Annotated in this window: 20 protein-coding genes and 1 pseudogene; 12 read left to right on the top strand and 9 right to left on the bottom strand. The window is 34.5% G+C overall.

The window, feature by feature from the left end; all coding sequences use genetic code 11:
* The 5 genes from pelG to MKY70_RS28175 are packed head-to-tail and all read right to left on the bottom strand — an operon-like array spanning window position 1 to window position 6,830.
* A complete protein-coding gene (pelG, locus tag MKY70_RS28195) occupies window positions 1-1,458 on the bottom strand; it encodes an exopolysaccharide Pel transporter PelG (RefSeq protein ID WP_088033909.1) in 1,458 nt (485 codons plus the stop codon).
* Complete coding sequence (gene pelF / locus MKY70_RS28190) at window positions 1,446-2,867, bottom strand: GT4 family glycosyltransferase PelF (protein ID WP_088033907.1); 1,422 nt, start codon at window positions 2,865-2,867, stop codon at window positions 1,446-1,448. Before pelF ends, pelG begins: the two co-directional genes overlap by 13 nt.
* 3 nt (window positions 2,868-2,870) lie before the next feature.
* Window positions 2,871-4,703, bottom strand: a complete 1,833-nt coding sequence (locus MKY70_RS28185) for a DUF2194 domain-containing protein (RefSeq protein ID WP_289405064.1) — start codon at window positions 4,701-4,703, stop codon at window positions 2,871-2,873.
* On the bottom strand, window positions 4,687-5,607 hold the full coding sequence (locus tag MKY70_RS28180) for a tetratricopeptide repeat protein (RefSeq protein WP_088033903.1): 921 nt from the start codon (window positions 5,605-5,607) through the stop codon (window positions 4,687-4,689). The genes MKY70_RS28185 and MKY70_RS28180 overlap by 17 nt, the downstream gene beginning before the upstream one ends.
* Complete coding sequence (locus MKY70_RS28175; RefSeq protein ID WP_341026324.1) at window positions 5,607-6,830, bottom strand: GAF domain-containing protein; 1,224 nt, start codon at window positions 6,828-6,830, stop codon at window positions 5,607-5,609. Before MKY70_RS28175 ends, MKY70_RS28180 begins: the two co-directional genes overlap by 1 nt.
* Window positions 6,831-7,126: 296 nt before the next feature.
* Here MKY70_RS28175 and MKY70_RS28170 point away from each other — a divergent pair, with 296 nt between their 5' ends.
* Window positions 7,127-7,945, top strand: coding sequence for an endo alpha-1,4 polygalactosaminidase (locus tag MKY70_RS28170; protein ID WP_002130160.1), 819 nt, complete (start codon window positions 7,127-7,129; stop codon window positions 7,943-7,945).
* 122 nt (window positions 7,946-8,067) lie between these two features.
* Here the strand turns inward: MKY70_RS28170 and MKY70_RS28165 are convergent, their stop codons facing one another.
* Window positions 8,068-8,469 carry a hypothetical protein gene (locus MKY70_RS28165; RefSeq protein ID WP_002192217.1) on the bottom strand — a complete coding sequence of 134 codons (402 nt, stop codon included), beginning with the start codon at window positions 8,467-8,469 and terminating at the stop codon, window positions 8,068-8,070.
* Between the two features lie 523 nt (window positions 8,470-8,992).
* Here MKY70_RS28165 and MKY70_RS28160 point away from each other — a divergent pair.
* Window positions 8,993-9,583, top strand: coding sequence for an AmiS/UreI family transporter (locus tag MKY70_RS28160; protein ID WP_002068662.1), 591 nt, complete (start codon window positions 8,993-8,995; stop codon window positions 9,581-9,583).
* Between the two features lie 43 nt (window positions 9,584-9,626).
* The gene (locus MKY70_RS28155; protein ID WP_341026321.1) at window positions 9,627-10,571 is read left to right on the top strand and encodes an NAD-dependent epimerase/dehydratase family protein; all 945 of its coding nucleotides are present in this window, start codon (window positions 9,627-9,629) and stop codon (window positions 10,569-10,571) included.
* Between the two features lie 88 nt (window positions 10,572-10,659).
* On the opposite strand, the gene sodA is transcribed toward MKY70_RS28155, so the two are convergent.
* Window positions 10,660-11,286, bottom strand: a complete 627-nt coding sequence (gene sodA, locus MKY70_RS28150; RefSeq protein WP_341026318.1) for a superoxide dismutase [Mn] — start codon at window positions 11,284-11,286, stop codon at window positions 10,660-10,662.
* 217 nt (window positions 11,287-11,503) lie between these two features.
* Here sodA and MKY70_RS28145 point away from each other — a divergent pair, with 217 nt between their 5' ends.
* Together MKY70_RS28145 and MKY70_RS28140 are read left to right on the top strand one after the other, a co-directional pair.
* The gene (locus MKY70_RS28145; protein ID WP_341026316.1) at window positions 11,504-12,574 is read left to right on the top strand and encodes a nitric oxide synthase oxygenase; all 1,071 of its coding nucleotides are present in this window, start codon (window positions 11,504-11,506) and stop codon (window positions 12,572-12,574) included.
* Between the two features lie 362 nt (window positions 12,575-12,936).
* Window positions 12,937-14,505, top strand: coding sequence for a BCCT family transporter (locus MKY70_RS28140; protein ID WP_341026314.1), 1,569 nt, complete (start codon window positions 12,937-12,939; stop codon window positions 14,503-14,505).
* 119 nt (window positions 14,506-14,624) lie between these two features.
* On the opposite strand, the gene MKY70_RS28135 is transcribed toward MKY70_RS28140, so the two are convergent.
* Window positions 14,625-15,923 (bottom strand): MFS transporter, encoded by a 1,299-nt coding sequence (locus tag MKY70_RS28135; protein WP_289405059.1) that lies wholly within the window; start codon window positions 15,921-15,923, stop codon window positions 14,625-14,627.
* Between the two features lie 328 nt (window positions 15,924-16,251).
* On the opposite strand from MKY70_RS28135, the gene lytS reads away from it, so the two are divergent.
* The 7 genes and pseudogenes from lytS to msrB all read left to right on the top strand — a co-directional run bounded on the left by lytS (window position 16,252) and on the right by msrB (window position 22,464).
* The gene (gene lytS / locus MKY70_RS28130; RefSeq protein WP_002089899.1) at window positions 16,252-18,021 is read left to right on the top strand and encodes a two-component system sensor histidine kinase LytS; all 1,770 of its coding nucleotides are present in this window, start codon (window positions 16,252-16,254) and stop codon (window positions 18,019-18,021) included.
* Window positions 17,999-18,739 (top strand): LytR/AlgR family response regulator transcription factor, encoded by a 741-nt coding sequence (locus MKY70_RS28125; protein WP_002130151.1) that lies wholly within the window; start codon window positions 17,999-18,001, stop codon window positions 18,737-18,739. Before lytS ends, MKY70_RS28125 begins: the two co-directional genes overlap by 23 nt.
* A gap of 132 nt (window positions 18,740-18,871) precedes the next feature.
* A complete protein-coding gene (lrgA, locus tag MKY70_RS28120) occupies window positions 18,872-19,303 on the top strand; it encodes an antiholin-like murein hydrolase modulator LrgA (RefSeq protein WP_000104908.1) in 432 nt (143 codons plus the stop codon).
* 34 nt (window positions 19,304-19,337) lie between these two features.
* On the top strand, window positions 19,338-20,030 hold the full coding sequence (gene lrgB, locus MKY70_RS28115; RefSeq protein ID WP_000168872.1) for an antiholin-like protein LrgB: 693 nt from the start codon (window positions 19,338-19,340) through the stop codon (window positions 20,028-20,030).
* A 333-nt stretch (window positions 20,031-20,363) separates the two neighbouring features.
* Window positions 20,364-21,407: an AI-2E family transporter gene (locus tag MKY70_RS28110; RefSeq protein ID WP_002089894.1), complete on the top strand. Its 1,044-nt coding sequence runs from the start codon at window positions 20,364-20,366 to the stop codon at window positions 21,405-21,407.
* A 91-nt stretch (window positions 21,408-21,498) separates the two neighbouring features.
* Window positions 21,499-21,966, top strand: a pseudogene (msrA, locus tag MKY70_RS30910) (peptide-methionine (S)-S-oxide reductase MsrA); the annotation flags it as partial.
* Between the two features lie 45 nt (window positions 21,967-22,011).
* Window positions 22,012-22,464: a peptide-methionine (R)-S-oxide reductase MsrB gene (msrB, locus tag MKY70_RS30905; RefSeq protein ID WP_445662081.1), complete on the top strand. Its 453-nt coding sequence runs from the start codon at window positions 22,012-22,014 to the stop codon at window positions 22,462-22,464.
* Window positions 22,465-22,489: 25 nt separating this feature from the next.
* On the opposite strand, the gene MKY70_RS28100 is transcribed toward msrB, so the two are convergent.
* Window positions 22,490-25,606: an efflux RND transporter permease subunit gene (locus MKY70_RS28100; RefSeq protein WP_341026302.1), complete on the bottom strand. Its 3,117-nt coding sequence runs from the start codon at window positions 25,604-25,606 to the stop codon at window positions 22,490-22,492.
* Between the last annotated feature and the right edge of the window lie 222 nt (window positions 25,607-25,828).

Genomic DNA, 25,828 nt, shown 5'->3' with positions numbered 1-25,828 from the left:
TTATTTATTTCCATTAAGTTTATTAGCAAATTTAGTAAAGAAAGTTCGCCGTTTTATAGGAGTATTTGACTGACAAAACGTATAGTAATCAATATCATTAATGTAAGCAAAGAGCCTAGAAATAGCATATAAGAATGTAATAGAAGATCCAAGTGCAAAACTAATACCGTAACCATTGAACCCAAATGGAAGTAGAAGAAGACTTAATAACAAATTTGCAGAAAAGAACAGGGCTGATGTTCGAAATGCCCCTTTACGATCTTCAAAATATAAGAGTAGTAACGTGATAACAAGGACCATCCCGTTTGCATAAGCACCAATTATAGTCAGCTGCAAAATAGAGTATTCAAGTGTTACGTTCCCAGATTGTGAACTAAACATCCATATTATAAAAATAATAAGTAAAGAAAAAATACCTTGATTACGAAGTATTCGTTCCATTTCTTGCTTTAGGACAAAGTTCATTGATTCTTTTAATTGTAAAATTGTATTTAATGTCGCCCCATTGTTAACTGAACCGAAGAACTTCTTATACCGTTCATAAAACCTTGTTTCAATGGATACTACGAAGAAAATATAGGTTGGGATAATGCTTAAATAAGCCCAGAAAACAGATGTATCATAAATTTGATGATAAATAAACGTGTTTTCAATATTTCCTCGCCCTTCTCCGAACCAAATAACAAAGTTACATACCCAAATGCCAATATTGTAAAGTAAGCTTGACCAAAATAGTTCTGGATATTTATCTAAATAAGAAAGAAAGGTAAATTGTTCAGTAGCATCACTATTTGGAAACATTCGTACAATAACTATACTTAACCACACTAATGTAATGAAAGTCCCGATTGTAAAAGAAATTAAAAGTAATAGGGCCAATCCGTGTTCTATTCCAAGTGTTGGATGCCAGTAAGCGATAAGCGCAATTCCAGATAAGGAGAAAATGGAACCAATTAAAAATGCAAGAGCGATGGACTGATAATCTTTAGCTGCTGTTAAATAAATGGATTGAATCCAAATGATGTTTAAAGCTAAAAATAAAAATAGCATCACGATTTTATAATACAAGGCTAATGGCGTAAAAATTGCAAACAAAAGCCATAAGATAATAGCTAAAAAAAGTGTGATTTTCGTCATTCCTAAAAAGGAAGAAAATACTTTATCAGCTTTTTGCTCGTATAAAAGGTCGGCCACATATCTAGTTACGATGAGCTGCAAGGCACCATATATGATTTGAGAAAAAATGAAGCAGTATGAAATTGAAATTGTAAAAAGGCGCTGTTCCTCAATTGAAATAGAATGGAACAAACTTAAAATGTATCGAATAGCTGTTACTGCTAAAATAACGACTAACCAAGGACCAGCTGTAACAAATAATGAAAATCCGTACGCTTTTATTCTGGAAGAATAGTAGTCTTCTTGGAATAATTTTTGTAAACGAAATCCTATCCCTGCCATGTTTTTTTACCTCTTTCTAAGTAAAGCTTACGATAACTATCAACGACACCTGATAATTGATAGTGCGCTTCAATACGATTGCGCCCGTTATCCCCAAATTGTTGAATGGATTCAGGGTGACGATAATACCACTCTAAATGAATGGCAACTTGTTCAGGAGATACAGGTGGTACAACAAATCCACATTGTCCGTAAGGATCTTCATCTTGTCCGTAAATTAATTCCTTACAAGAGCCGACATCTGTAACAACCCATGGTAATCCTGCTGCCATTCCTTCTAACATAGCTAATGGTTGTCCTTCAGATATACTTGTTAATAGGAGAATATCTGTTTGTTTTAAGTAATCTTTAATATTTACTTTGCCGGTCATTATTACATGCTCTTCTAATCCTAATTGTTGAATTAAATCACGACATTCCTGAGCATATTCTGCTTCTTCTGTATCAGGACCTAGTAAGTAAAATATAAATGGAATATCTTTTTCTAATAATAATTTAGCTGCATAAATCATTGTTTTTACATCTTTAATTGGCACAACTCGTATAATAGCGGAAATGATGAGTTTATCCGAATTGTATTTTGGTTTACGTAACCCTTTATAGTCAGATAAAGTAACGCCATTTGGAACGATTTTTAGTTTATGGGCCGGAGCACCTAATTCTTTTTGATATGCACTATTTCGGCCGAACAACGTAATTACATCAGCGGCTTGTTCATATGCTTGATGAGACAAGTGATGAAAGAAAGAAACCCATCTTTTTTTATATTCAATTGGTATCCAAGTAGATTGTAGTATTTCTTCTTCGCGCTCCCGAGAATAAATACCGTGTTCAGTTAGAATAAATGGTATATCGGACTTGGCACTAATTGCAGCACCAAGCAATCCACCATACCCTGTCGATACAGAATGAATAAGATCTAATTCAGGAAAATCAATTTGTAAAATTTGAATGATTGGTGTGAACATAGATCTCCACATCCAAAAGTAATTTAAGAAGGATCCACTACTTTCTTCATATAAATAGCTTTCTTTAACAATTGCATAAAACTCACGGCTTTCGAAGAAGGAATGGAGTGTTCCTAGCTTTTGTTTATTTCCTAATATTTGTAATGCTGTTGTATCGTTAGCTTGAAATGTAAACCATTTTTGAAGTGTCTGTACTTCTTGTTTAGTTAAATTAGTTTTTATATGTTTTGCTTCATTTTCTGATTGCAAAGGAATCAGAATGATGTCTTTTACATTGCTTGGAATTTCATATTGATATTCATCTTCTGTTTTTACTTGAGGGACTATCGCGAAAATCGTAAATTCATGTTCTTTAAACTGCTGGATAATCATTTGAACCCAGCTTGCTACCCCTCCACTTACAAAGGGATAGCTGCCTTCAACGACCAAACCTATTCTCATCTGTTATGCTCCTTTAATTGGAATCGTAGCACTGGCTTTCGTTAACGTAACGCTATAAATTTGGGAATCAAGCTTTTTAACCGTACCGTAAGAGAATGAGCCAGGTTGTATTTTCTTACCTTCTTCTACATGTATAATTGTTGAAGTATGGTTTGGTAACCCTTTATATGCAATGTGAACAGCATCATCTTCATAAGAAACATCTAGGTCACCAGTTTGATAAATTTTCATAGAAGCAGTTGCTTCACTTTGGGTCATACTTTTCATATAAGGATATCTTTCTCGTATTTCTTTAATTGTCTTTTTATAAGCTTTAAATAATTCTTCCCATGTTAAATTACCTGAGCGTTTTTCATCAAGGATATCATCTGGATGGACGAAATGTGAGATAACCCCTAAATTTGCGGTAACATCAGTTAAGATAAATTGCTCTTCATCTGTGATAGCATAGCCGCTCGTAATGCGCGGGAAGTGATAAATGTTTTTATTATGTTCATCTGGTCCAAATTCTTGAATTAAACTACCGTTACTTTTACTTCCCACATATAGAGAAGCAACTGTTTCCATAGTTGGAACCGCGTCGTTTAATGCACTTAATCCAGCTGTATTTATAATATTGGATGGTGGTACATAGGTTTTTAATTTTTCGTTTGGAAAGAAGTTATACACGAGTTTTTGCAGAGCATCTAAGGAGCTCTCCATATCCTCTTTTGAATTCCATGGAACATATTCAAGTGCTTTATCTACTGGATCTGGTGGTAATAATAAAGGTTGATGGTTATAGCCATGAATGCCTATTTCCCCGCCGTGACTTAGTAATTCTCTCCCAAATAATAAATAGGTATTTCTATTTTTACCTGTGAAATCTTCAAAGGGTGGCGTTACTTTATTTTGGTACGTCCCAATGGCAACACCCGTATATTTAATATCAAGATCTTCAGAGATATCCTTCATATTTTTCCACCAATGTTTTTTATAAAATTCTTCAACAGAAATTTTTTCTTTCGTTAAGTTTTTTAGTTCTCCACTTGGAATCGGAGATGGGAAGTCATCGATATACATAATCTCCGCTCCAAGTTGTGCTGAAGCGAAAGTCGGGAAAATAGTACCCAGTGATTGAACGAACATACCTCTACCTAATTTATCGTTCAATGCTGTTGTATTCCAATATAAGACTTTTCCTTCACCGTAGTCATTGGTCCAAAGGATGGGAGTATCTTCCGCTGTAATCCAAGTATTAGTTGTATTCTCATCTAGCGTAATATTCATTGAGCTATGAGTAAACAATGGAGAAGAACTTGAGAGATCTGGATAACCAGGGAATAAAACTTCTTCAAAGGTTAATCCTTTCGCATCTTTGAAACCTTCTTTTTGGGTAATACCAAATAATGTGTTCCAGGAAGGATCTGAATCAAGTCGGTTTGCGATAATAATTCTTCCGCCCATTTGTACAAAATTTTGAATATCAGCTTGTGGAAGTTGCTCCATTATTTCACCTGTAATAATAATCCCTGTATAGGGAGAGGGAGTAAGTCCCTTAATTTCATTAGCTGTAATATCTTTATAGTGTAGGTGTGCGTAATCCATTGCCTTCTTCGTATTAAATTCGACTTGTTGCCCTAATGTATTATCCGTTTTTAAAACGTATAATTGCATTTTTTGTCCATTTTGAGCTACATCTTTTGCTTTGAGTGTTTTAACAGTATCTGTTTCTTTAGTTTTAGGAACAGAAAACTTTTGATAAAAATTTTCTGTTCGATATATAAGGATGGATAAAATTAAGAGAAATAAAATGATACTAATAATCCCGATATATATATTAATCCCCTTTTTCAATGTGTGCGCCTCCAAACTGCCTTACAAATAATTGATATTTACGCGGTAGTATATGAACTCTTTTTGCATCTGTTAGATTATTGATTAAGTTATAGAGCTCGTCCCATAACTGTTGCTCATAATATATTTCAAGTAAACCAACGTAACCGTAATATGATTCAGGATAGAAATGAATAAGATTTAAAAATTGTTCTTCAGACTTTGCATATTGTTTTGTGTGTAGAAACAGATTTCCAAGATGGAAAGGGTAAAGAGGTTCGTTAGGGAATAGTTCTACACCTTGTGTAATAAAATTCATAAATTCAGCGATTATTTTTTCTTTTTGCTGATTAGAAAGGAGACCACTGTTTATATATCTTAAATAGTTAGAAACCAATTCTTTTGCAATTTCATTTTGTGGATTTTGTAGAAATTGCTTATTTAAGTATTCGATTTGTTTTTCGTACCGTTCATTTAGTAAATTAATAGTAGTTGCTGCGTAATGCACAGTTTCAGGATCTTTATGGTGAATGGCTTCTTTCAATAAGCCTCCTTCATTAGCAATAGAGGAGGAGCTTAACTGTACAATGAGTTGTTTATGTAATTCAGGCTTATCTAGTTCTAATCCAGAAGAAAATGAAATTAAGTCCATATCTTGTTTTGCTGATTCCAAAATATCCTCGTAATTATCAACGTGAAAGGCAACATAATCAGAGTATTGCTGTAACCACTCGGTTTTGAAACGTCTTATATTAAGTAATAACATGATTGCTGATACAATAAGTCCGATAAGCGGGAAAAGAAGAGATAGAATCAAGCAAAATTCAATAATTCCTTTTTTATCTTTAGTAATCAAACTTTTCGTAAATCGAAATAAAAGAAAAACCAAAATAACATAAATAAAATAAAGAAGGAGTAAAATCATTAGACTATGACTCCTTTAGAAGAAAGAGCGTTTTGTATACGAGTTTGAACTTGTATACAAAAATGTTCTTCAGTGCCAGGTAATAAAATCATGATTGTCTGCTCGGTCGTACTATAACCGAATATATCGATATCTCGCAAATGGTCTTTTAAAATAGAATTTATCATTCCTAAATAATCTTGTGGAGCATTGAACTCAAAATAGGAATATGGATAAGATAGTGTTTCGTAACGTTTCTTTTCTATTTTTAGTAAATGTTTAAATTCATCTTCATAATAAATGCTTGTTTTAGGGAATGTGCGATCCTCTTGACTGGATAGCCAAAGATTAGAAGCGTTTTGTAAACGATCACCCATCCAGCGTAAATACCATGTGAAAAGTTCGAATTGCTCAGAAGTTACTTTTGAAAATTCGATTTCGTCTAATATAATGACGTATTGTACATCATCTTGGAATAGGACGGGACCAACTAAAAGTGGAGCGTCTTGAAAATCCTCATCTGTACGGAAAAAAGGTCGATTATGCGCTAGCGCATTTTTGATGACTAAGGAAGCGTTTTTAACGAAAATAGATTGAGATAATGTATTTTTACCAGTTTCAGCTCTTAATTTAATACGAAGCGATTGTTTATTGTTATCAACGTGATAGATACCAATTTTTTTTGCTCCAAAATACATTTTTAATACATTCATTCCTTCATCGAGTACAATTTCAGGATGTGTATGATTTAAAGCTTTAAACATATGATACATTTTAGATAAGTGGTTATTTGACTCAAGTACACGAGAACGTAGTGTAATACGTGTTTCATCCAATTGTTTCACGACATATTTTAATTCTTTATTTTCAGCTTTCAACTCATTATTTATCATATGTACATCTTCATAACGTTCTTTTTGTGCAGTGCTCATCAGTCCGCAACATAAACTAATAACAAGTAAGAAAATCCAACTTATCCAGTAATCTAATGAATAAAAGTACAGTAATACATCATTTTCTTTATATATACCGCTTACGAAAATATAAATCATTGCTTCCAGAAAGGCGAAAAGGGCAATAGATATGCCATACCGGCTAGAAATAATTAATGTAATAAATAAGAGTAGGAAGTATTCATACGTTGGTGTAAGAAAATCAGTTAGTATTGATAGAAAAAATAGTGCAATAAAGAGAATCGTAGGTTCAATCATCTTTTGGAATATATTAGATTGTCTATAGTGCATAAAAAACCCCTTCTTTCGTTTGCAAATTTAATTTTGAGGAATAGTACACTGAAATAAAATACATAATTTAAAAGAATTATTTTAAGATATATAATATATAAAGCCCAAATCATTTTATCAACAGAGATGTAGTAAATTCAAGTGAAATAAATTCTAATTTCTGTTAATGTATTGCATTTATTGGGATTTTTATAAAAAATCGAGTTTGAAAAAATGTAGAATGTTATGGTATTACTATATTTGTATTAATATTTAAAACAATAGAAAATTACAGTTGTATAGGGGGTAATATTATTATGGAGTGGAAACGTTCCGTATGCTTTTTAGCTATATTTTCTTTTATTTTTTCCTCAAGTACATCCGCACAAGCAAATGTTGTGGAACCAGTTTTAAAAAATGTACGAAGTTATAAAATTTATTATGGTGAAGCAAATGAGCAAGTAATTGAGAGACTTTCAAAGTATGACATGGTTATTATAGAGCCATATGCATTTACGAAAGAACAGGTTCAGCAATTAAAAAAATCAGGAACGGTAGTTCTTGGCTATGTTAGTGTTTTAGAATTAGAATCGTGGCATAAATCGCAAGTAGTTGAATCAGACTATTATTATAGAGATGGTAAGAAAATGAAGATTGAGCAGTGGGATACATATATTATGAATTTAGCTGATGAACACTACCGCGGGATTGTTGTGAATAAGGTGAAACAGCAAGTTATTGGAAAAGGAATAGATGGGGTGTTTTTAGATACAGCTGGTGATATTGATGACTATTTTTATGATCAGCCGTCTACACAAGGGAAATTTCGAGAAGCATATGTAAATTTATTAAAAGAAATTAAAAGTGTTGATTCCAACCTGCTTCTTATACAGAATTGGGGATTTGACACAATCAAAAATACATCCTTGAATTTTATACATGGTGTATTGTGGGAAGACTTCAATAAACAAGTTATTGCGAAAGATGAATGGAGTCAAAAGTGGATGCGTTATTTTAAACAACAAAGCAATAAAATTGTAACGTTTACCGTGACCCCAGATAATGTATCTAAAAAATATAGTTCTACAAATGGATTTGTTCCTACAATAAATCCGAATGATATTTATGATAAATAGCAAGTGTTCAAAATGAGATACTATCAAGATTGACTATCACGCTTTAGGTCAGTAATACGATTATCTTATAAAGATAAATGTATTACTGACCAGCCCAGCCCCTTTCACATAATAGGGGAGATTTAATGAATTCGAACGAGTTGTTTATGGTATACTGTATTACCTTCTTGGCTTGTATATGGCGGGATACTTCGCCCAAAACAATTTGCAACAATATTGGAGTGGCCAGGATAAGAAATACGAATTTCATACAAATCAATAGAGTCATCTAAATCAGCATAAAAAACTGCTAAGTGGTTGCCTTGTAAAATATATGGGAATGCTACTTCCGTATTTTCACCAATTAGTACAGGTAATTTTACAGGATTAGAATAGTTAGACCAATCCCAAACCTCTATAGTTACATGGTGTGTGTAATATGCATCTAAATTTACAATGTTTACTACTGCTGAAACAGTTGCAGGCTCTCTTGTTAATACACCTGTGGAGTGAAAAACAAAATGATTTGGATAATGAAGAGGCATAAATATCAAACCTTTCTAAATTAATATGAGTGTACGATATTCTATGCAAATAATTAATAGAATGAGATAGGGAAAATGTATCATTCTACTAATTTTTTATAGAAATTCAAAACGTAGTATTGAAAAGTATTCCAACACTTGTATCATTGTTAGAGTACGTTTATAATCAAGGAATCCTATTTCATGTTTTGATAGGATTATTTATTATTGAAAGCGTTTTAAATTTGTTGTTTTTTAAGGTAGGAAGTCTAACTTATTCAGGTTAAAAATTATGTATGTAGTTTTAAATAGGAAGAAAAATAATAAAGTGAAACTTTAATCAGTGGGTGGGGGTTGTTCATCCCCACTGATTATTAGCCTTCACCAATCGGGCTTTACGGGCAGTTGATCTCTCACTTAACTTCTTTGCTCTAGCTGAATTTTGAGGTGGGAGTTTTACTGCTCGTTAATGCGGGATAAAGTATCACTTTATATTGTGGGGAGGTTAAAAGTGTGAAAGGGAAAGATTTTCACACGAATATATATGGGTTACGTAGGATTATTACTTTCAGGTGCAGCTTTATTTTTAAATAGTCTTGTCATATTAGGCAAAGTAGAGATGAAAAGTGCAGGTGTCTTTAATTTATTTGTGGGGGCATTACAAATTATCATTCCGTTCTATTTGATTATGATTTCTGATCAAAGTAATTGGACGGTATATTCATATGCGGCTACTTTTTTATTTGGTTTAACTTATTTATATGTAGGCGTTACTTTTATTAAAGGAATGGATAGTAGTGGACTAGGCTGGTTCTGTATTTGGGTAGCAATTATTGCTTTATTCTATATGATTGTTTCATTTGTTCAATTCCACGATGTTGTTAATGCGTTAACATGGTTTATGTGGGCATTACTTTGGTATTTATTCTTTGTATTAAATGCACAAAAAAAGAATATCAATCAATATCTTGGCAGAATTGCTTTTGTACAATCATGGGTAACATTGACGTTGCCCTCACTCTTTTATTTTATGGGAGTATGGGGCGAGGGATTCATATATGAACTATGGGTTTATGTATCAGTAATTTCTATTTTATATTGCTGCTATTGTATTTTTAAATATCGAGTACGTTAATGTATCGTGTGTAGAAAAAACATGGAATTGTTAAACTGATTCCATGTTTTTTTATTTTAGCATTTATAATAATAGAGGTAGTATTTTACAATTTGTGAAAACGGGGATGATGAAGGTGAAAAAAGTATTGGTGCTAGGGGGAACAAGATTTTTTGGTAAACATTTAGTAGAAGTACTGTTGCAAGCTGGACATGATGTAACGATTGCGACGAGGGGAGTTACTGAAGATTCCTTTGGAAGTGCAGTAAAAAGACTGACTGTAGATAGAGAAGATGAGAGGCTACTAGAAGAGCGTTTTGAAGGTAAAAGCTATGATATTGTATACGATAATTTATGCTATAGCTCGAATGCAGCGAAGATAATATGTGAAGTGCTAAAAGGAAAAACGAAAAAATACATTATGACATCTTCAATGGCTGTCTATGAGCCTGCGTTAGTCCTATTAGAAGAAAATTTCAATCCGTACGAGTATACAATTACGTATGGAGGTAGGAATGATTTCAATTATAGTGAAGGCAAGCGATTAGCTGAAGCAGTTTTATTTCAATATGCAACATTCCCAGTCGTTGTGGTAAGATTTCCCGTCGTTATTGGAGAAAACGATTATACGAAAAGATTACAATTTTACGTTGAACATGTTGTGAAACAAGAGTCTATCGTTGTGGATCATATAGATGGAGAGTTGTCATTTATACATGAAAAGGAAGCAGGACAGTTTTTAGCTTGGTGCGGGATGGAAAACATAGAAGGGCCAATTAATGCTTGTAGTAACGGGGTGGTTTCTACCAGAGAAGTTATTCGTTTCATAGAAGAGAATACCGGGATAAAAGCGCTCATTCAAGAAGTAGGAGATAATATAGCTCCTTATAATGGAGTGATTAATTGTACGTTACATAATGGAAAGGCTCGTGAATTAGGATTCCCGTTCCGAGAGTTGAAATTAGAGACGGAAAAAGTTTTACGTTATTACATAAATACAATGAAATAATCATAAATCCCCCGGTGGCAATCCGGGGGATTCTGGAGGATTTCGACAATACTAATTTTACATTACCAAATTTACCTTATACGCACGACTAATGTGTTTGTGATTGAATTGCTTGTAAATACTTTTCATTTACCCGGTCCCAGTTCACCGTATGCCACCAGTTGGTAACAAATTCTGGACGCCGATTTTGATACTTTAAATAATAGGCGTGTTCCCATACATCGATGACGAGTAATGGAATTTTACCTTCTTGCAAAGGTGTATCTTGATTGGGTGTACTCATAACGGAAAGTTCCTCACCGTCCAGAACAAGCCATCCATAGCCACTTCCAAAACGACTAATAGCTGCTTTGGAAAGTTGATCTTTTAAGTTGTCAAAGGTATTGAAATAATAATCAATTACTTTTGCAACGTCTCCATTAGGCTCACCGCCACCTCGCGGGCTCATTAATTCCCAAAAAAGACTATGACAATAATGTCCACCACCGTTATTTCTGACAGCTGTAACAATTTCTTTTGGTAAAGTTTCTAAATTACATAGTAACTCTTCTAAAGATTTATTATGTAATTCCGTATAGTTTTCTAAAGCGGCATTCAAGTTATTTACGTATGTCGCATGGTGCTTTCCATGATGAATAGAAAGCGTGTTGCTATCGATATATGGCTCTAGTTCATCATAGTCATATGAAAGATTTGGCAATTGAAATGAAGACATAACATTCCCTCCTTTCTTATTAAAAAGTTGGTCTAGGTAAAAATAATTTACCTGAGTCAAAAATACACCTATTTTTTATGCAAGTCAATAGTAATTTCTTTAATTTTCTGAAAAATATTACAATAAAAGTAACACTTCGAATTTCATTTGTGACTCTTATTCTTTTTGCTTATACTGTAAAGTAGTAACGTTTTGTTGAAATAGAAGGAGATCGTTTATGAGTAAAACGAAACAATTAATAGAGGAAGCGAGTCATTTTATTACGGTTTGCTATAAAGAGCTTAATAAAGAACAATTCATAGAAGAGAGAATAAAAGAAATTCAAGTTGAGATAGAGAAGACGGGGACGTATGAGCATACATTTGAAGAACTTGTTCATGGATCACGAATGGCATGGCGCAATAGTAATCGATGTATCGGAAGACTATTTTGGAGTAAGATGCACATATTAGATGCACGTGAAGTAAATGATGAGGAAGGTGTATACAATGCATTAATTCATCATATTAAATATGCAACGAACGATGGGAAAGTTAAACCGACAATTACAATTTTTAAGCAATATCAAGGTGAAGAAAATAATATACGAATTTATAATCACCAATTGATTCGGTATGCAGGATATAACACAGAAATGGGAGTGATTGGTGACTCTCATTCCACTACGTTTACAGATTTTTGTCAGGAACTTGGCTGGCAAGGAGAAGGTACGAATTTCGATGTATTGCCACTTGTGTTTTCTATAAACGGGAAGGCACCTATATATAAAGAAATTCCGAGAGAAGAAGTAAAAGAAGTGCCAATTGAACACCCAGAATACCCGATTTCGTCACTTGGAGCAAAATGGTATGGGGTTCCAATGATTTCAGATATGTGCTTAGAAATTGGCGGTATTTCTTATACGGCAGCCCCGTTCAATGGATGGTATATGGGAACGGAGATTGGGGCTCGTAACTTAGCGGATCATGATCGCTATAATTTACTTCCGGCTGTTGCGGAGATGATGAAGCTCGATACATCGAGAAACGGTACGTTATGGAAAGACAAGGCGCTAATTGAATTAAACGTGGCTGTTTTACATTCTTTTAAAAAACAAGGAGTTAGTATTGTGGATCACCATACAGCTGCACAACAATTTCAACAATTTGAGAAGCAGGAAGCGGCATGTGGACGGGTTGTAACAGGTAATTGGGTGTGGCTCATTCCACCGTTGTCGCCAGCTACCACTCATATTTATCATAAACCGTATCCAAATGAAATTTTGAAGCCGAATTTCTTTCATAAATAATAGCTAGTATAGTTTTTTTTCTGCAAAATATAATTTTTTTTAATTACTGTTACGTAGCAAATGGAAGCCTTTACTATCGGCTATTTTTGGAAAGGGCTTTTTGAACCAAGGAGTTCCTTATGTTATAATCAAATTTCTGTTTCGAAGACCTTATAGAAATATAAGGTCTTTTGTTTTGCTTTTTTATGTAATAGGAATAGAAATTTTCTTTTAAATAAGGGATTTAGCATATTTTTAGGGACAACATAAGTGTGTAGGAAATTGATGAATTATTATGCTTATATAATCATTGTGTTTTGGGTGTAAACAAGAAAACATAATAAAGTTGTTTTTTTAGATTGCTGAGGAAGGAGGAAGTGTAAATGAGGATGAAGAGTCGAAAAACGGATTGGCCTGTATTTCTTATTAGTGGTGGCTCACTTTTATTATTTGTAATTGCAGTTATTTTAAATAAAAGTTACGTAGAGGGAGCCATTAATAGTAGTTTTGCAGCTTCAATTAAATATTTTGGTGCCTTTTGGCAGGTTTTATTAATTGGTACATTTGTTGTTGCAATGTGTATGGCGTTTTCGAAATATGGGAGAGTTAAACTTGGGGGACTAGAAAAACCTGAGATTAGTACGACAAAATGGCTCGCTATTATTATGTCTACATTACTTGCCGGAGGTGGCGTTTTTTGGGCAGCCGCAGAGCCGATGTACCATTTGATGACGGTGCCACCAATACATGAAGGTATAACTGCTGGAACGAAAGAAGCGATAATGCCGGCTTTAGCACAAAGTTATATGCACTGGGGTTTCCTGGCTTGGACGATTTTAGGTACAATTAGTGCGGTAGTTATGATGTACGGGCATTATCATAAAGATATGCCTTTAAAACCTCGAACGCTTTTATATCCTATTTTCGGAGAGAAATTGCGAAAGAGTTGGCTTGGAACAATGATCGATGTATTTGCCATTATTGCGGTAGCTGCAGGGACGATTGGTCCAATCGGATTTTTAGGACTACAAGCAAGTTATGGGTTACAAGCATTGTTTAACATTCCTGATGTGTTTACTACTCAATTAGCCATTATTGTTTGTGTAGTAGCTGTTTCTACTATATCTGCGGTAACAGGAATTGATAAAGGGATTCAAATTATAAGTAATTTAAATGTTAGGTTAGCAGTTCTATTAATGGTATTTGTATTACTATTTGGACCAGGTGGATTTATTATCGATTCATTTGTTTCTTCGTTTGGATTTTATATAAATGAATTTATTCCAATGAGCACATATCGTGGTGATACAGCTTGGTTAGGATCGTGGACAATCTTTTTCTGGGGATGGTTTATTGGATATGGACCGATGATGGCAATTTTAGTGAGCCGAATTTCAAGAGGAAGAACAATCCGAGAAATCATCGTTGCAATTGGAATTATTGCACCTATTATTACAACGTTTTGGTTTACTATACTAGGGGGATCAGGTGTGTTTTATGAGTTAATGAATCCTGGTTCTATCTCGACCGCATTAAGTGAATCTGGTATGCCAGCGGCTATGATTGCAATTACAGAGCAACTGCCACTATCTAATATTATTGGACCTGCATTTCTTTTATTAACAATTTTATTTGTAGTGACAACAGGAGATTCAATGGCTTATTCGATTTCAATGGCAGTGACTGGAGATGGAGATCCTAGAATTAGTTTGCGAGTTTTTTGGTCGCTTATTATGGGCGCAGTTGCGGCGATTCTTTTATATATGGGTGAGGGAAGTATTAACGCCTTACAATCCTTCATTGTAGTGACGGCTGTTCCGGTATCTATTCTGTTATTCCCAATGCTATGGCTAGCGCCTAAAGTCGCAGGGGAATTGGCGTTAAAACAAGGTATTGTAAAAGAAGAAGATAAAACTAGCTTCTTGTTCCAAAAAGCTAGTAAATCAAAATAAATAATTGTATTTATATAAGAAGAGGAAGCATTTCATTTGAGATGCTTCCTCTTTGCTATTTATCCAAATACTTTTCCTGAGGGGACAGTATTTGGATAAACATTTCGTACAGTTTCAATCTATTCTAATACTTTATCTTTCGTCTCTGGGACACATAATAGCATTGTAACTAAACCGATTGGATAGATAATGAAGATGAGAGATAATGCTCCCATTAAATTACCACCTGCAGCAAGTAAGCCGATAATAACAGGTCCAAATCCAGCTAACCCACGTCCTGTACCGAAAATAAAGTTCTCTGCTGTCGAGCGAGCTTCAGCAGGATAGTTTTCAGCTAAAATTGCTCCGAATCCCCCCATCATGCCATTGGCAAAGAATCCAAGCAATGCACTTCCCCATAACAATGATGTTGAGTCTGTGAATAAGAAGAAGTAAACGAGACAGTATATAGTACCACCGACATAATAGATTGTAAAAGTTTTACGGCGACCAATTTTATCGGCTAGAATACCAAAAGTCGCAATTCCAATTAGCATGCCGATCGTAGAGATGAACATCCAGCCGCTCGCTTTTGCTAATGTGTAGTTATATTTATTCGCTAAAATAGTTGGCATCCATGTGAAAATTCCATAATATCCGAAGTTCTGGATGAATGACATAATAATAAGACCAATTGTTGTTATCGTTACTTTTTTATTGGCAAATAACTTTCGAAGTGGGAACTTTTTCATTTGCTTTAGTTGTTCTGCCTCAGTAGTTGTTAAATTACCTTTAGCTTCTTTTTGTAACAATTCTTTTTTGTATCGTTGTTTTTGTTCCCATATTTTCGGTTCACTTAAACTTTTGCGGACGTAAACAGCTAGTAGAGCGGGAATGAGTCCAAATAAGAAAACAGCTCTCCATCCGAAATGCGGGACGATAAATGCCGGAAGGAGTGAAGCGACTAGTACGCCAAATTGCCATCCAAGTGCAACAACGGATGTCGCCTTAGCGCGCATTTCTTTAGACCATGTTTCAGTTACGATGGCCATCCCAATCCCGAATTCACCACCAACTCCCATTCCAACTAAAAAGCGAAGAATTAATAATTGCCAATAATCTGTTGCGAAATAAATAAGTGTTGTTGCTAGTGAGAATAGTAAGATTGTGAAGGCCATCGTACGGATACGCCCAAATAAATCAGCAATAAATCCAAATAAATAAGACCCGATTAGCATTCCTATTGTGGTAGCTAATGTTAAGTTTCCACCTTCAACAGGGCTTAAATGAAATTCTTTTAAAATGTAGACGAGTACGAAAGATAAGAGCAACATGTCTAAACCTTCTGCTGCATATCCTAGCGCAGAACCAAACAATGTTTTATATCTTTTCTCTTTCGTCTCCTCTGTTGTTGATTGTACATCAGTAGTGACGTTCATCATTACTCCTCCTTATTTTCTTCTACAGTCGCTATGGAAGAATAACAAAAGGCCTTCTCACCTGATATGATGAGAAGGCCAAAAAAGCATACGTATCCCTAAAAAAGACCATACGTATAGTATATTCCGACTTCCTTCTCAACCTCACGGGGTTGGGTTAAAGGACTGTATTATATTACTTTATTTTTAGCACTCTTCTGTTAGATTGTCAAATAAAGAGGGGATAGTTATGTGTAAAATATTTCAAAAAACATTTCATTCTCCTTGACGCACGCTTCATTATTTTTCCATAATAAAACTAACTAATATAAAAAGGAATGAATCACAGATGCTAAATTTAGTACTTATGATGATTGAACGCGTCGGACTTATTGTTATTTTAGGATTTTTACTCTCTCATATTAAAACGTTCCGGCGTCTTCTTCATAAGCAAGACGGATATGTAGATAAGTTTAAGCTTATTTGTATTTTTTCAGTGTTTACAATTGTAAGCAATTACACAGGGATTGAAATAGCAGGAAATACTATTATGAATGAAAATTGGTTACAAGGTGTTTCATCATCCAGCACAATTGCGAATACACGAATCATGGGTGTTGGAATTAGTGGATTGCTTGGCGGTCCTATCGTCGGAATTGGAGTAGGTTCTATTGCGGGTATTCATCGTTATATGCTTGGCGGGACGACGGCAGTAAGTTGTGCAATTTCATCAATTTTGGCTGGGATTATAACAGGTTATATTGGATACATTTTCAAAAAATATAACCGTACTATTACTCCTAAATTTTCTGCGATTTTAAGTGTTTTTATCGTTACTTTAGAAATGCTTATGATTCTATTAATTATAGAAGATGGACTTAGTGTTGTGAAAACAATTGCGCTACCGATGATTCTTGTAAATAGTTTTGGCAGTTTCATTTTACTTTCGATGATACTAGCTATTTTACGACAAGAAGAAAACGCAAAAGCTTTGCAAACGCATAAAGTATTACGAATTGCTGATAAGACGTTACCATATTTCCGCCAAGGGTTAACAGAAGAGTCTTGTAAACATGTGGCACAAATTATTCACCGCTTTACGGGAACAGATGCGGTATCCTTAACAGATACAGAGGAAATCTTAGCTCACGTTGGATTAGCATCAGATCATCATATTCCTTCACACAGTTTAATAACAGGTTTATCAAAAGAAGTATTAAAAACAGGGAAAATAATGAAGGCAAAATCACGTGAGATTATTAATTGTCAACATGAAGGGTGTCCATTACAAGCGGCAGTTGTTATTCCATTAACTTCACATGGAAATACGATAGGAACATTAAAACTTTATTTTAAAAACCCTAATCAATTAAGTCGTGTTGAAGAAGAGTTAGCGGAAGGGCTAGCGAAAATATTCTCCACACAGCTTGAGTTAGGTGAAGCTGAGTTACAAAGTAAGTTATTGCAAGATGCCGAAATAAAAGCGTTGCAAGCACAAATCAATCCGCATTTTTTATTTAATGCAATTAATACAGTATCAGCTTTATGCCGAACAGATGTAGAGAAAGCGAGAAAATTATTATTGCAGCTTAGCGTTTATTTTCGTTGTAATTTGCAAGGGGCACGACAATTACTTATTCCATTAGAACAAGAGTTGAATCATGTACATGCATATTTATCGTTAGAGCAAGCGAGGTTTCCGAATAAGTATGAAGTGAAGATGTACATTGAAGAGGCACTAAAGGTGACTTTAGTTCCACCATTTGTGCTTCAGCTATTAGTTGAAAATGCATTGCGCCATGCTTTTCCGAAAAAGCAGCCAGTGTGCCAAGTCGAGGTACATGTGTTTGAAAAAGAAGGGATGGTTCACTTTGAAGTAAAGGATAATGGACAAGGGATTGAGAGTGAACGTCTAGAGCAATTAGGAAAAATGGTAGTTCCATCAAAGAAAGGGACGGGAACAGCCTTATATAATATTAATGAACGACTTATCGGGTTATTTGGGAAAGAGACAATGCTTCAAATTGAAAGTGAATTAGAGCAAGGGACAAAGATCCTCTTTGTGATTCCGAAAAAAGTAGAGGAGGAAAAACGGAGTGTTAAAAGTATTAGTAGTTGATGATGAAATGTTAGCACGGGATGAATTGAAATATTTATTAGAGAAAACAAAAGAAGTAGAGATAATTGGTGAGGCGGATTGTGTAGAGGATGCATTAGAAGAATTAATGAAAAACAAACCAGATATTGTTTTTCTAGATATTCAATTATCTGATGATAATGGATTTGAAATCGCAAATATATTAAAGAAAATGAAAAACCCACCTTCAATTGTGTTTGCTACTGCCTATGATCAATATGCATTGCAAGCATTTGAAGTAGATGCGTTAGATTACATTTTAAAGCCATTTGATGAAGAACGTATCGTACAGACATTAAAGAAATATAAAAAACAAAAGCAAATAAAGTTAGAAACAAAGCAAGATGTAAAGAGTGTAGATGTAACGGCCGAGATGCATAAATTAGCATTACCAATTGAGGAATCAATTGTACTTGTTAACATTGAAGATATTATTTATGTAGGGCTTGTAGATGGGAAAGTAACTGTAAAAACAATGAAAGAAACATATGTAACACATGATACGCTTGTCATTTTGGAAAAGAAATTACCACAAACAATTTTTATGCGTGTTCATCGTAGTTTCGTTGCTAATATTAATCATATTTCTGAGATACAGCCGTGGTTTAATTCGACTTATAACTTAATTATGAAAGAGGGATCCAAAGTCCCGGTTAGCCGTACATATGCAAAAGAACTTAAAAAGCTGCTTCGTATTTAAGAAGCAGTTTTTGTATTTCGTCTGCCTATTTTTGTAACTAATTTTGTATATTTGACGTTCTGTTATGTAAACGCTTACAGTTGTATTTTTATCTTATACAATAAAGGTACCAAATCGAAAGAGGTGGCCAAAATGAGTACGAAAAAAGTATATAGTTTCTTATCACAAGCATTCATATTTTCAGCTATTATGTTAGTTTCTAATATTATTGCAACGCATTTACCAATTCCGATGCCTTCATCGGTGATCGGATTAGTTATTTTATTTAGCCTATTATGTTTAAAAGTTATTAAATTGGAACAAGTTGAATCACTCGGAACAGCTTTAACAGGTATTATCGGATTCCTTTTCGTTCCATCAGGTATTTCGGTTATTAATTCTCTCGGTGTAATGGGACAATATTTTGTACAAATTTTAACTGTAATTGTTGTCGCAACAATTATTTTACTCGCTGTAACAGGATTATTTGCACAATTTATTTTAGGAAAAGACGATAAAGAAATAGAAGATACGAAAGAATTGAAAGTAGTAAATAAAGGACGCAAGCACGGAAAAGTTGCGTAACCAATTTAGTATATATTGTTAGGAGGGAATGAACATGGCAAGCACAATGACTCCATATTTCGGAATCGTCGTTTCATTAATCGCATACGGAATCGGAACATTATTATTTAAGCATTCAAAAGGATTCTTCTTATTCACACCATTATTCGTAGCGATGGTATTAGGGATTGTCTTTCTAAAAGTAGGTAACTTTACTTTTGAAGAATATAATACTGGCGGAAAAATGATTAGCTTCTTCTTAGAACCAGCAACAATCGCATTTGCAATTCCATTATATAAACAAGTTGATAAGTTAAAAAAATATTGGTGGCAAATTTTATCGGCTATTGTGGTTGGATCTATTTGTTCAGTGGTTGTTGTGTTCATTGTCGCAAAAGCAATTGGTCTAGATACAGCTGTAATGAACTCAATGTTACCGCAGGCAGCAACAACAGCAATTGCATTACCAATCTCTGAAAGTATCGGTGGTATTCCAGCAATTACATCATTTGCAGTTATCTTTAATGCTGTTATCGTATACGCATTAGGAGCTTTATTCTTAAAAACATTTAGAGTTAAACATCCGATTGCTAAAGGTTTAGCGCTTGGAACAGCAGGACATGCGTTAGGGGTTGCAGTAGGTATCGAAATGGGTGAAGTAGAAGCAGCTATGGCCAGTATCGCTGTGACAGTGGTTGGTGTCGTAACAGTGGTGGTTATTCCAATGTTCATGCCGTTTATTGGATGATAAAACTTACTAAAAAAATATAAAAGCAAGTTATTTGTAGGACGGATTTCTACTGATAGCTTGCTTTTTATGTTACAGTAGTGGTAAGACCTATTGAAGGATAAAAGTTTCCTTAAATCTTCATTAATACTACGTATAATGCGTTCTGAAATAGGTCATTGTATTGTAAAATAAGAAGTAACATAATATATAGCACAATTAACGGGTGGTTAGGGTTGAATATAAATTGCTCGCAATGGCTTTAATATTAAAGGATAATTATAAGTAGAAAATAGAGAGAGATCTACTTGTTAACGTTTTACTTTATAGGACAGGAGAGAGTACTCGTCGATTATGCAAATAAAAAACCTGTTTCAAAGCAAAGGATTTCAGAGGTTAATCGTATTAGTATTACTTGCTCTCATATTGTATGGGATGCAAAGTATGTTAAATTTAATTTTAATTACGTTTATGTTGACGTATTTAATGGATCGATTCCAAAAGTTTATTTCTCGTAAATTAGATCATTTCATGCCAATTAATCGAAAAATTATTATAGCGCTTTTATATGTAATGTTGGTGGCAGGAATTGCCATTACGCTATTTAAATATTTACCGGTATTAACAATACAAATTTCACAATTGATTTATCAATTTAATGTATTTTTAAGAAATCCACCTGATAGTGAATTAATTAAGTATGCAGTTAATGCTGTTAATCATATGGAGCTTTCTAAATATGTGGGGCAAGGCGTAGACATTTTGTATAAATCTATTACGAATGTTGGGAAATTTGGCCTTCAAGTTTTACTTTCTGTAATTTTAAGCTTATTTTTCTTACTTGAAAAAGCACGTATCGTTGCTTTTACTTCGAAATTTAAAGAAAGCCGACTTGCAATTTTCTATAACGAAATAGAGTATTTCGGAAAGAAATTTGCACGTTCATTCGGAAAAGTAATCGAAGCACAATTTTTAATTGCAATTGTTAACTGTGTTTTATCTGTTATTGCATTATGGATATTAGGATTCCCGCAATTACTAGGTTTAGCGTTAATGATTTTCTTGCTTGGCTTAATTCCAGTGGCGGGTGTTATTATCTCGTTATTCCCACTCTGTATGATTGCTTACAATATTGGCGGTATTATGTATGTCGTTTATATTGTAGTTATCGTAACAGTAATTCATGCACTTGAGAGCTATGTATTAAATCCGAAGTTTATGTCTCAAAAAACAAACTTACCAATCTTCTACACATTTATGGTATTAATTTTCTCTGAGCATTTCTTAGGTGTGTGGGGACTTATTATCGGTATTCCAATCTTCATTTTCTTATTAGATGTCTTAGATGTGACAAGTGATGAAATGGAGAAGGACGTTGAAAAAAATAAAGTGAAGTAAAGAAAAAGCATCGATGTTCGATGCTTTTTCTTTTATAACATGACGTTCCTTATGCCATACTGTAAGGAGAAGATAGAATAGGGGTGAAATAATGGCTGTAAATGAAAAGATAGAGTTAGCTACGTTTGCCGGAGGGTGTTTCTGGTGTATGGTTTCGCCATTTGAAGAGATGGAAGGGATTATACAGGTTGTTTCAGGCTATACAGGTGGCCATAAAGAGGATCCAACGTATAAAGAAGTGTGCTCGGAAACAACTGGGCATTATGAAGCAGTACAAATTAAATTTGATGCAAATAAAATGCCGTATGAAGAGTTGTTAAATATATATTGGAGACAAATTGACCCGACTGATATAGGGGGACAATTCCACGACCGCGGGCAGTCTTATGAAACGGTGATTTTTTATCATAATGAAGAACAACATAAAAAGGCAGAGGCTTCAAAAGAAGAGCTTGAGAAAAGTGGGCATTTTTCGAAGCCAATTGCGACAAAAATATTGCCAGCTGCTACGTTTTATCCAGCTGAAGAATATCACCAAGGATATTATAAGAAGAATACATTTCGCTATGAGTTATATCGTAAAGGCTCAGGTCGAGATGCTTTTATTAAACAACATTGGCCAAAGAAGAATGCTCATTTAAAAGAAAGATTAAACGAGATGCAGTTTTATGTAACACAGGAAAATGGGACAGAACCGCCTTTTCAAAATGAGTATTGGAATCATAAAGAAGAAGGGCTTTATGTAGATATTGTTTCGGGGGAACCATTATTTACTTCTTTCGATAAGTTCGATAGCGGCTGTGGATGGCCGAGTTTTACGAAACCAGTTATGTCAGCTAGTGTGAAAGAAAAAATGGATGTTAGCCATAATATGACGCGTACGGAAGTGAGAAGTAAAGAAGGAGATTCACATCTTGGGCATGTATTTCCAGACGGCCCAGGACAAAACGGCCTTCGTTATTGTATTAATTCGGCAGCGCTACGCTTTATTCAAAAAGAAGATTTAGAAAAAGAAGGATATGGTGATTTCCTAATCTTGTTTGGGAATAAAAAATAACCTCGCAGTCAGCGAGGTTATTTTTTTATTTTACTTTTTTCTTTTTAAATTTGCTTAATGCTTCATAAACGATTGGAACAATAAGAAGTGTTAATAACGTTGAACTTGTTAATCCACCAATTACTGTTACGCCAAGTCCTTTAGAAATTAAGCCGCTACCTTCAAATCCTAATGCAAGCGGGATAAGAGCCCCGATTGTTGCAATTGCAGTCATTAAGATAGGACGCAGGCGTGTTGTACCAGCTTCTAATAATGCTTCACGTGTTGATAGGCCGTCATTTTCTTTATGAATAACACGGTCAATGAGCACGATTGCGTTCGTTACAACGATACCAATTAGCATAAGAGCCCCAATCATCGCAGATACGCTTAACGTTTCGCCAGAGATTAATAAGGCAACGAGTGCACCAATGATTGTGAATGGTAGCGAGAATAAAATTGCGAATGGTGCAAGGGCACCGCCAAATGTAACAACAAGAACGAAGTATACAATGGCAATCGCAGCTAACATCGCTAAGCCAAGTTGTTTGAATGATTCTTGAATATCTTGTGTAACACCACCCATAGAAACATCTATACCAGAAGGAAGATCCATTTTATCTACTTCTTTTTGAACAGCGGCAGATGCTTTTGAAACGTCATCAGATGTTAGTTTTGCACTAACTTCCGCATAAACACGGCCATCACGATGTGTTACTGTGTTAGAAGTTTCACCTTCTTTTACAGTCATAACATCTTTAACAGCAACTTCATTACCAAGTGGTGTTGTAATTTTACGATTTGTTAAGTCATCGATCGTTTCATAGTTTTGTTTTTCAGTTTCTACATATACATTTATATCTTTATTATCTTTTTTAATTGTTGTAAGAACAGGGCGATCATGTTGATTAGAAAGTCCCATTCCAATTTGAGCAGCAGTTAGCCCCATTTTACTTAACTTTTCTTGATCAGCGACTAAAGTATATTCTGCATATGTTTTTGCAACACTAGAGTCTATGTCTTTTAAATCTTTATTTTTCTTCATGATATTTTGAATGTCTTTCACGACAGGCTTAATTTCTTCAGAGCTATCTCCATAAACGTATAGCTTAATTTCGTTACTACCGCCACCTGCTCCGAAATCTTGGTTTTTCCATTCACCTTTTCCAGACATCTTTTGTAAATCTTTAACGACTTGTTCTTTCTCTTTTTCAAAGTTTTTCGTATCGTTATCATATTGAACGAAGAACATCGCTTGATTTGTTTGACCAGGGCTCATTGGGTTTTCGCCGCCTAATGAGAATTGAATCGTTTTGACGTCTTTTTTATCTTGGAAATGCTTTTCAGCTTTCGTTGCAATTTTTTCAACGTCGTCTAACGTTTGACCTGGCTCAGGTTTGTACGTTGCGATAATCATTTTTTCTTCTTCAGATGGTAAGAAGCTGACACCGATGATTGGTACAAGTGCAAGGCTGCCTACTAATAGGAGGACTGTGATACTTGATGTAATAATTTTATGGTTTAACGCCCATTCAAGTATACGTTTATAGCCGTTTGCTAATTTGCTTGGTTTTTCCTCATGATGTACTTCTTTTTCTCTCATGCTTTCCTTCTTAAATAAGGAATGTGCTAGCATCGGCACAATTGTAACTGCCACAAGTAAGGAAGCAAGTAGGGCAAAAACAATTGTTAAAGCAAATGGTAAGAACATTTCACCAATCATACCCTTTACAAGCCCAAGAGGTAAGAATACAGCGATTGTTACAATTGTAGAAGACATAATCGGGATAAACATTTCTTTCGTAGCTTCACGAATTAAATCTTTCCCACGTAATTTCTCTTCTGATAAAGACATACGTCGGTAAATATTTTCAATAACAACAATTGAGTCATCAACAACGCGTCCAATAGCAACTGTCATTGCTCCAAGTGTCATAATGTTAAGGGTAATATCCATTTGTTTTATTACTAAAACTGCAATTAATAAAGAAAGTGGTATAGAAACGACAGAGATTAGTGTTGTTCGAATGTTTCGCAGGAACAACATAATAATAACAATCGCAAAGATAGCACCGAAAATAGCTTTGCTAAGCATTGTTTCGACTGATTTTTCAATAGGCGCACCTTGATCGAATGTTGAAATAATCTCTAAGTCTTTATATTTTTTCTCAAGGTCTTTTACTTTATCTTTAACTGCATTTACAACATCAACTGTATTCGCATCAGCAGCCTTCACAATTTGAATACCGATTGCTTCTTTTCCATTCGTTCGAGAAATGGATTCTGCTTTTCCAACTTCTTTAATATCAGCAATCTCTTCTAATGTAACCGTTGGTATGCCATTCATAGCGGCCGGATTCATCTGTGGTGCTTGTGTTCCAGCACCAGCGTTTTGGCCACCTTGACCATTCGGTGATGAAGGGATAGCTGGAATTTTTAATTCTTTTAATGCTTTAATTGTTGTAATGTTACCATCGACAACAACTGATTTTTCCGTATCTTTAAATGTATATAAGCCAAGTGGTAACGATACGTCCGAACCTTTAATCATATTTTTTACAGTATCTTCACTTAAACCTAATTCTTTCATCTTATCTTTTTTGAAGACAAGCTGTACTTCGTCTACTTGTTGACCTGCGATTTGAACAGATGCGACACCATCAAGTCCTTTTAATCCAGGAACAATATTTTTTTCTACATTTTCTGTTAAGGAAGCTAAAGATTCATTTTTACTCGCTACGCTTAATGAAATAACAGGAAAGGCATTAAAGTTTACTCGTGAGACTTTCGGGTCTTTCACACCTTCTGGCAGTTTCACGTTTGCGAGCGATTCTTTAATTTCCGTTTCGGCTTTTTCCATATTTTTATCAAAATCATATTCTACCTGAATAGAAGATGCGTTTTGATAAGATGATGAACTAACAACGTTTACACCGCTTAAATTTTGGAGTTGCTCTTCCATTGGTTTTGAAATTTTATCAGCTACTTCTTCTGGTGTAGCACCAGGATAAACCGTGGTTACTGTTACAATCGGTGTTGTAATATCAGGAATTGTCTCCAGCTTCATATTGAGTCCAGAATAAATACCCGCAATAGTAACAATAATGGTTAGTAGCCAAACTGCGAACTTATTTTTTAACGTGAAATTGATGATTTTGTTCATGTTTGCGCTCCCTTTTTATTATATTGACCAATCGGTCAGTCTAATACATAATATAACTGACCGATTGGTCAGTCGTCAATGAAAAGAGATGGTATAATAAAATCAAACTGTAAGTAGTCGGTTTCCTATTCTTTTTCTGATCATTGGCTTTTACTAACCGGATTTTATAGATGGAAAGGCTTCTATATAAACCATTTACTCCATTAAATTTTAGATGGGGAG

The sequence above is a fragment of the Bacillus sp. FSL R9-9492 genome (assembly GCF_038007365.1).
In the GTDB taxonomy this organism is placed as follows: domain Bacteria; phylum Bacillota; class Bacilli; order Bacillales; family Bacillaceae_G; genus Bacillus_A; species Bacillus_A mycoides.
Note: the sequence above shows the minus strand (reverse complement) of the source record. Positions and strands in the feature narration are given on the sequence as shown.

Excerpts from the sequence above, each read along its gene's own strand:
- pelG (WP_088033909.1), bottom strand. The coding sequence starts at position 1,458 with ATGGCAGGGATAGGATTTCGTTTACAAAAATTATTCCAAGAAGACTAC.
- pelF (WP_088033907.1), bottom strand. The coding sequence starts at position 2,867 with ATGAGAATAGGTTTGGTCGTTGAAGGCAGCTATCCCTTTGTAAGTGGA.
- MKY70_RS28180 (WP_088033903.1), bottom strand. The coding sequence starts at position 5,607 with ATGATTTTACTCCTTCTTTATTTTATTTATGTTATTTTGGTTTTTCTT.
- MKY70_RS28175 (WP_341026324.1), bottom strand. The coding sequence starts at position 6,830 with ATGCACTATAGACAATCTAATATATTCCAAAAGATGATTGAACCTACG.
- MKY70_RS28170 (WP_002130160.1), top strand. The coding sequence starts at position 7,127 with ATGGAGTGGAAACGTTCCGTATGCTTTTTAGCTATATTTTCTTTTATT.
- MKY70_RS28165 (WP_002192217.1), bottom strand. The coding sequence starts at position 8,469 with ATGCCTCTTCATTATCCAAATCATTTTGTTTTTCACTCCACAGGTGTA.
- MKY70_RS28160 (WP_002068662.1), top strand. The coding sequence starts at position 8,993 with ATGGGTTACGTAGGATTATTACTTTCAGGTGCAGCTTTATTTTTAAAT.
- MKY70_RS28155 (WP_341026321.1), top strand. The coding sequence starts at position 9,627 with ATGTTTTTTTATTTTAGCATTTATAATAATAGAGGTAGTATTTTACAA.
- sodA (WP_341026318.1), bottom strand. The coding sequence starts at position 11,286 with ATGTCTTCATTTCAATTGCCAAATCTTTCATATGACTATGATGAACTA.
- MKY70_RS28145 (WP_341026316.1), top strand. The coding sequence starts at position 11,504 with ATGAGTAAAACGAAACAATTAATAGAGGAAGCGAGTCATTTTATTACG.
- MKY70_RS28140 (WP_341026314.1), top strand. The coding sequence starts at position 12,937 with ATGAGGATGAAGAGTCGAAAAACGGATTGGCCTGTATTTCTTATTAGT.
- MKY70_RS28135 (WP_289405059.1), bottom strand. The coding sequence starts at position 15,923 with ATGAACGTCACTACTGATGTACAATCAACAACAGAGGAGACGAAAGAG.
- lytS (WP_002089899.1), top strand. The coding sequence starts at position 16,252 with ATGCTAAATTTAGTACTTATGATGATTGAACGCGTCGGACTTATTGTT.
- lrgA (WP_000104908.1), top strand. The coding sequence starts at position 18,872 with ATGAGTACGAAAAAAGTATATAGTTTCTTATCACAAGCATTCATATTT.
- lrgB (WP_000168872.1), top strand. The coding sequence starts at position 19,338 with ATGGCAAGCACAATGACTCCATATTTCGGAATCGTCGTTTCATTAATC.
- MKY70_RS28110 (WP_002089894.1), top strand. The coding sequence starts at position 20,364 with ATGCAAATAAAAAACCTGTTTCAAAGCAAAGGATTTCAGAGGTTAATC.
- MKY70_RS28100 (WP_341026302.1), bottom strand. The coding sequence starts at position 25,606 with ATGAACAAAATCATCAATTTCACGTTAAAAAATAAGTTCGCAGTTTGG.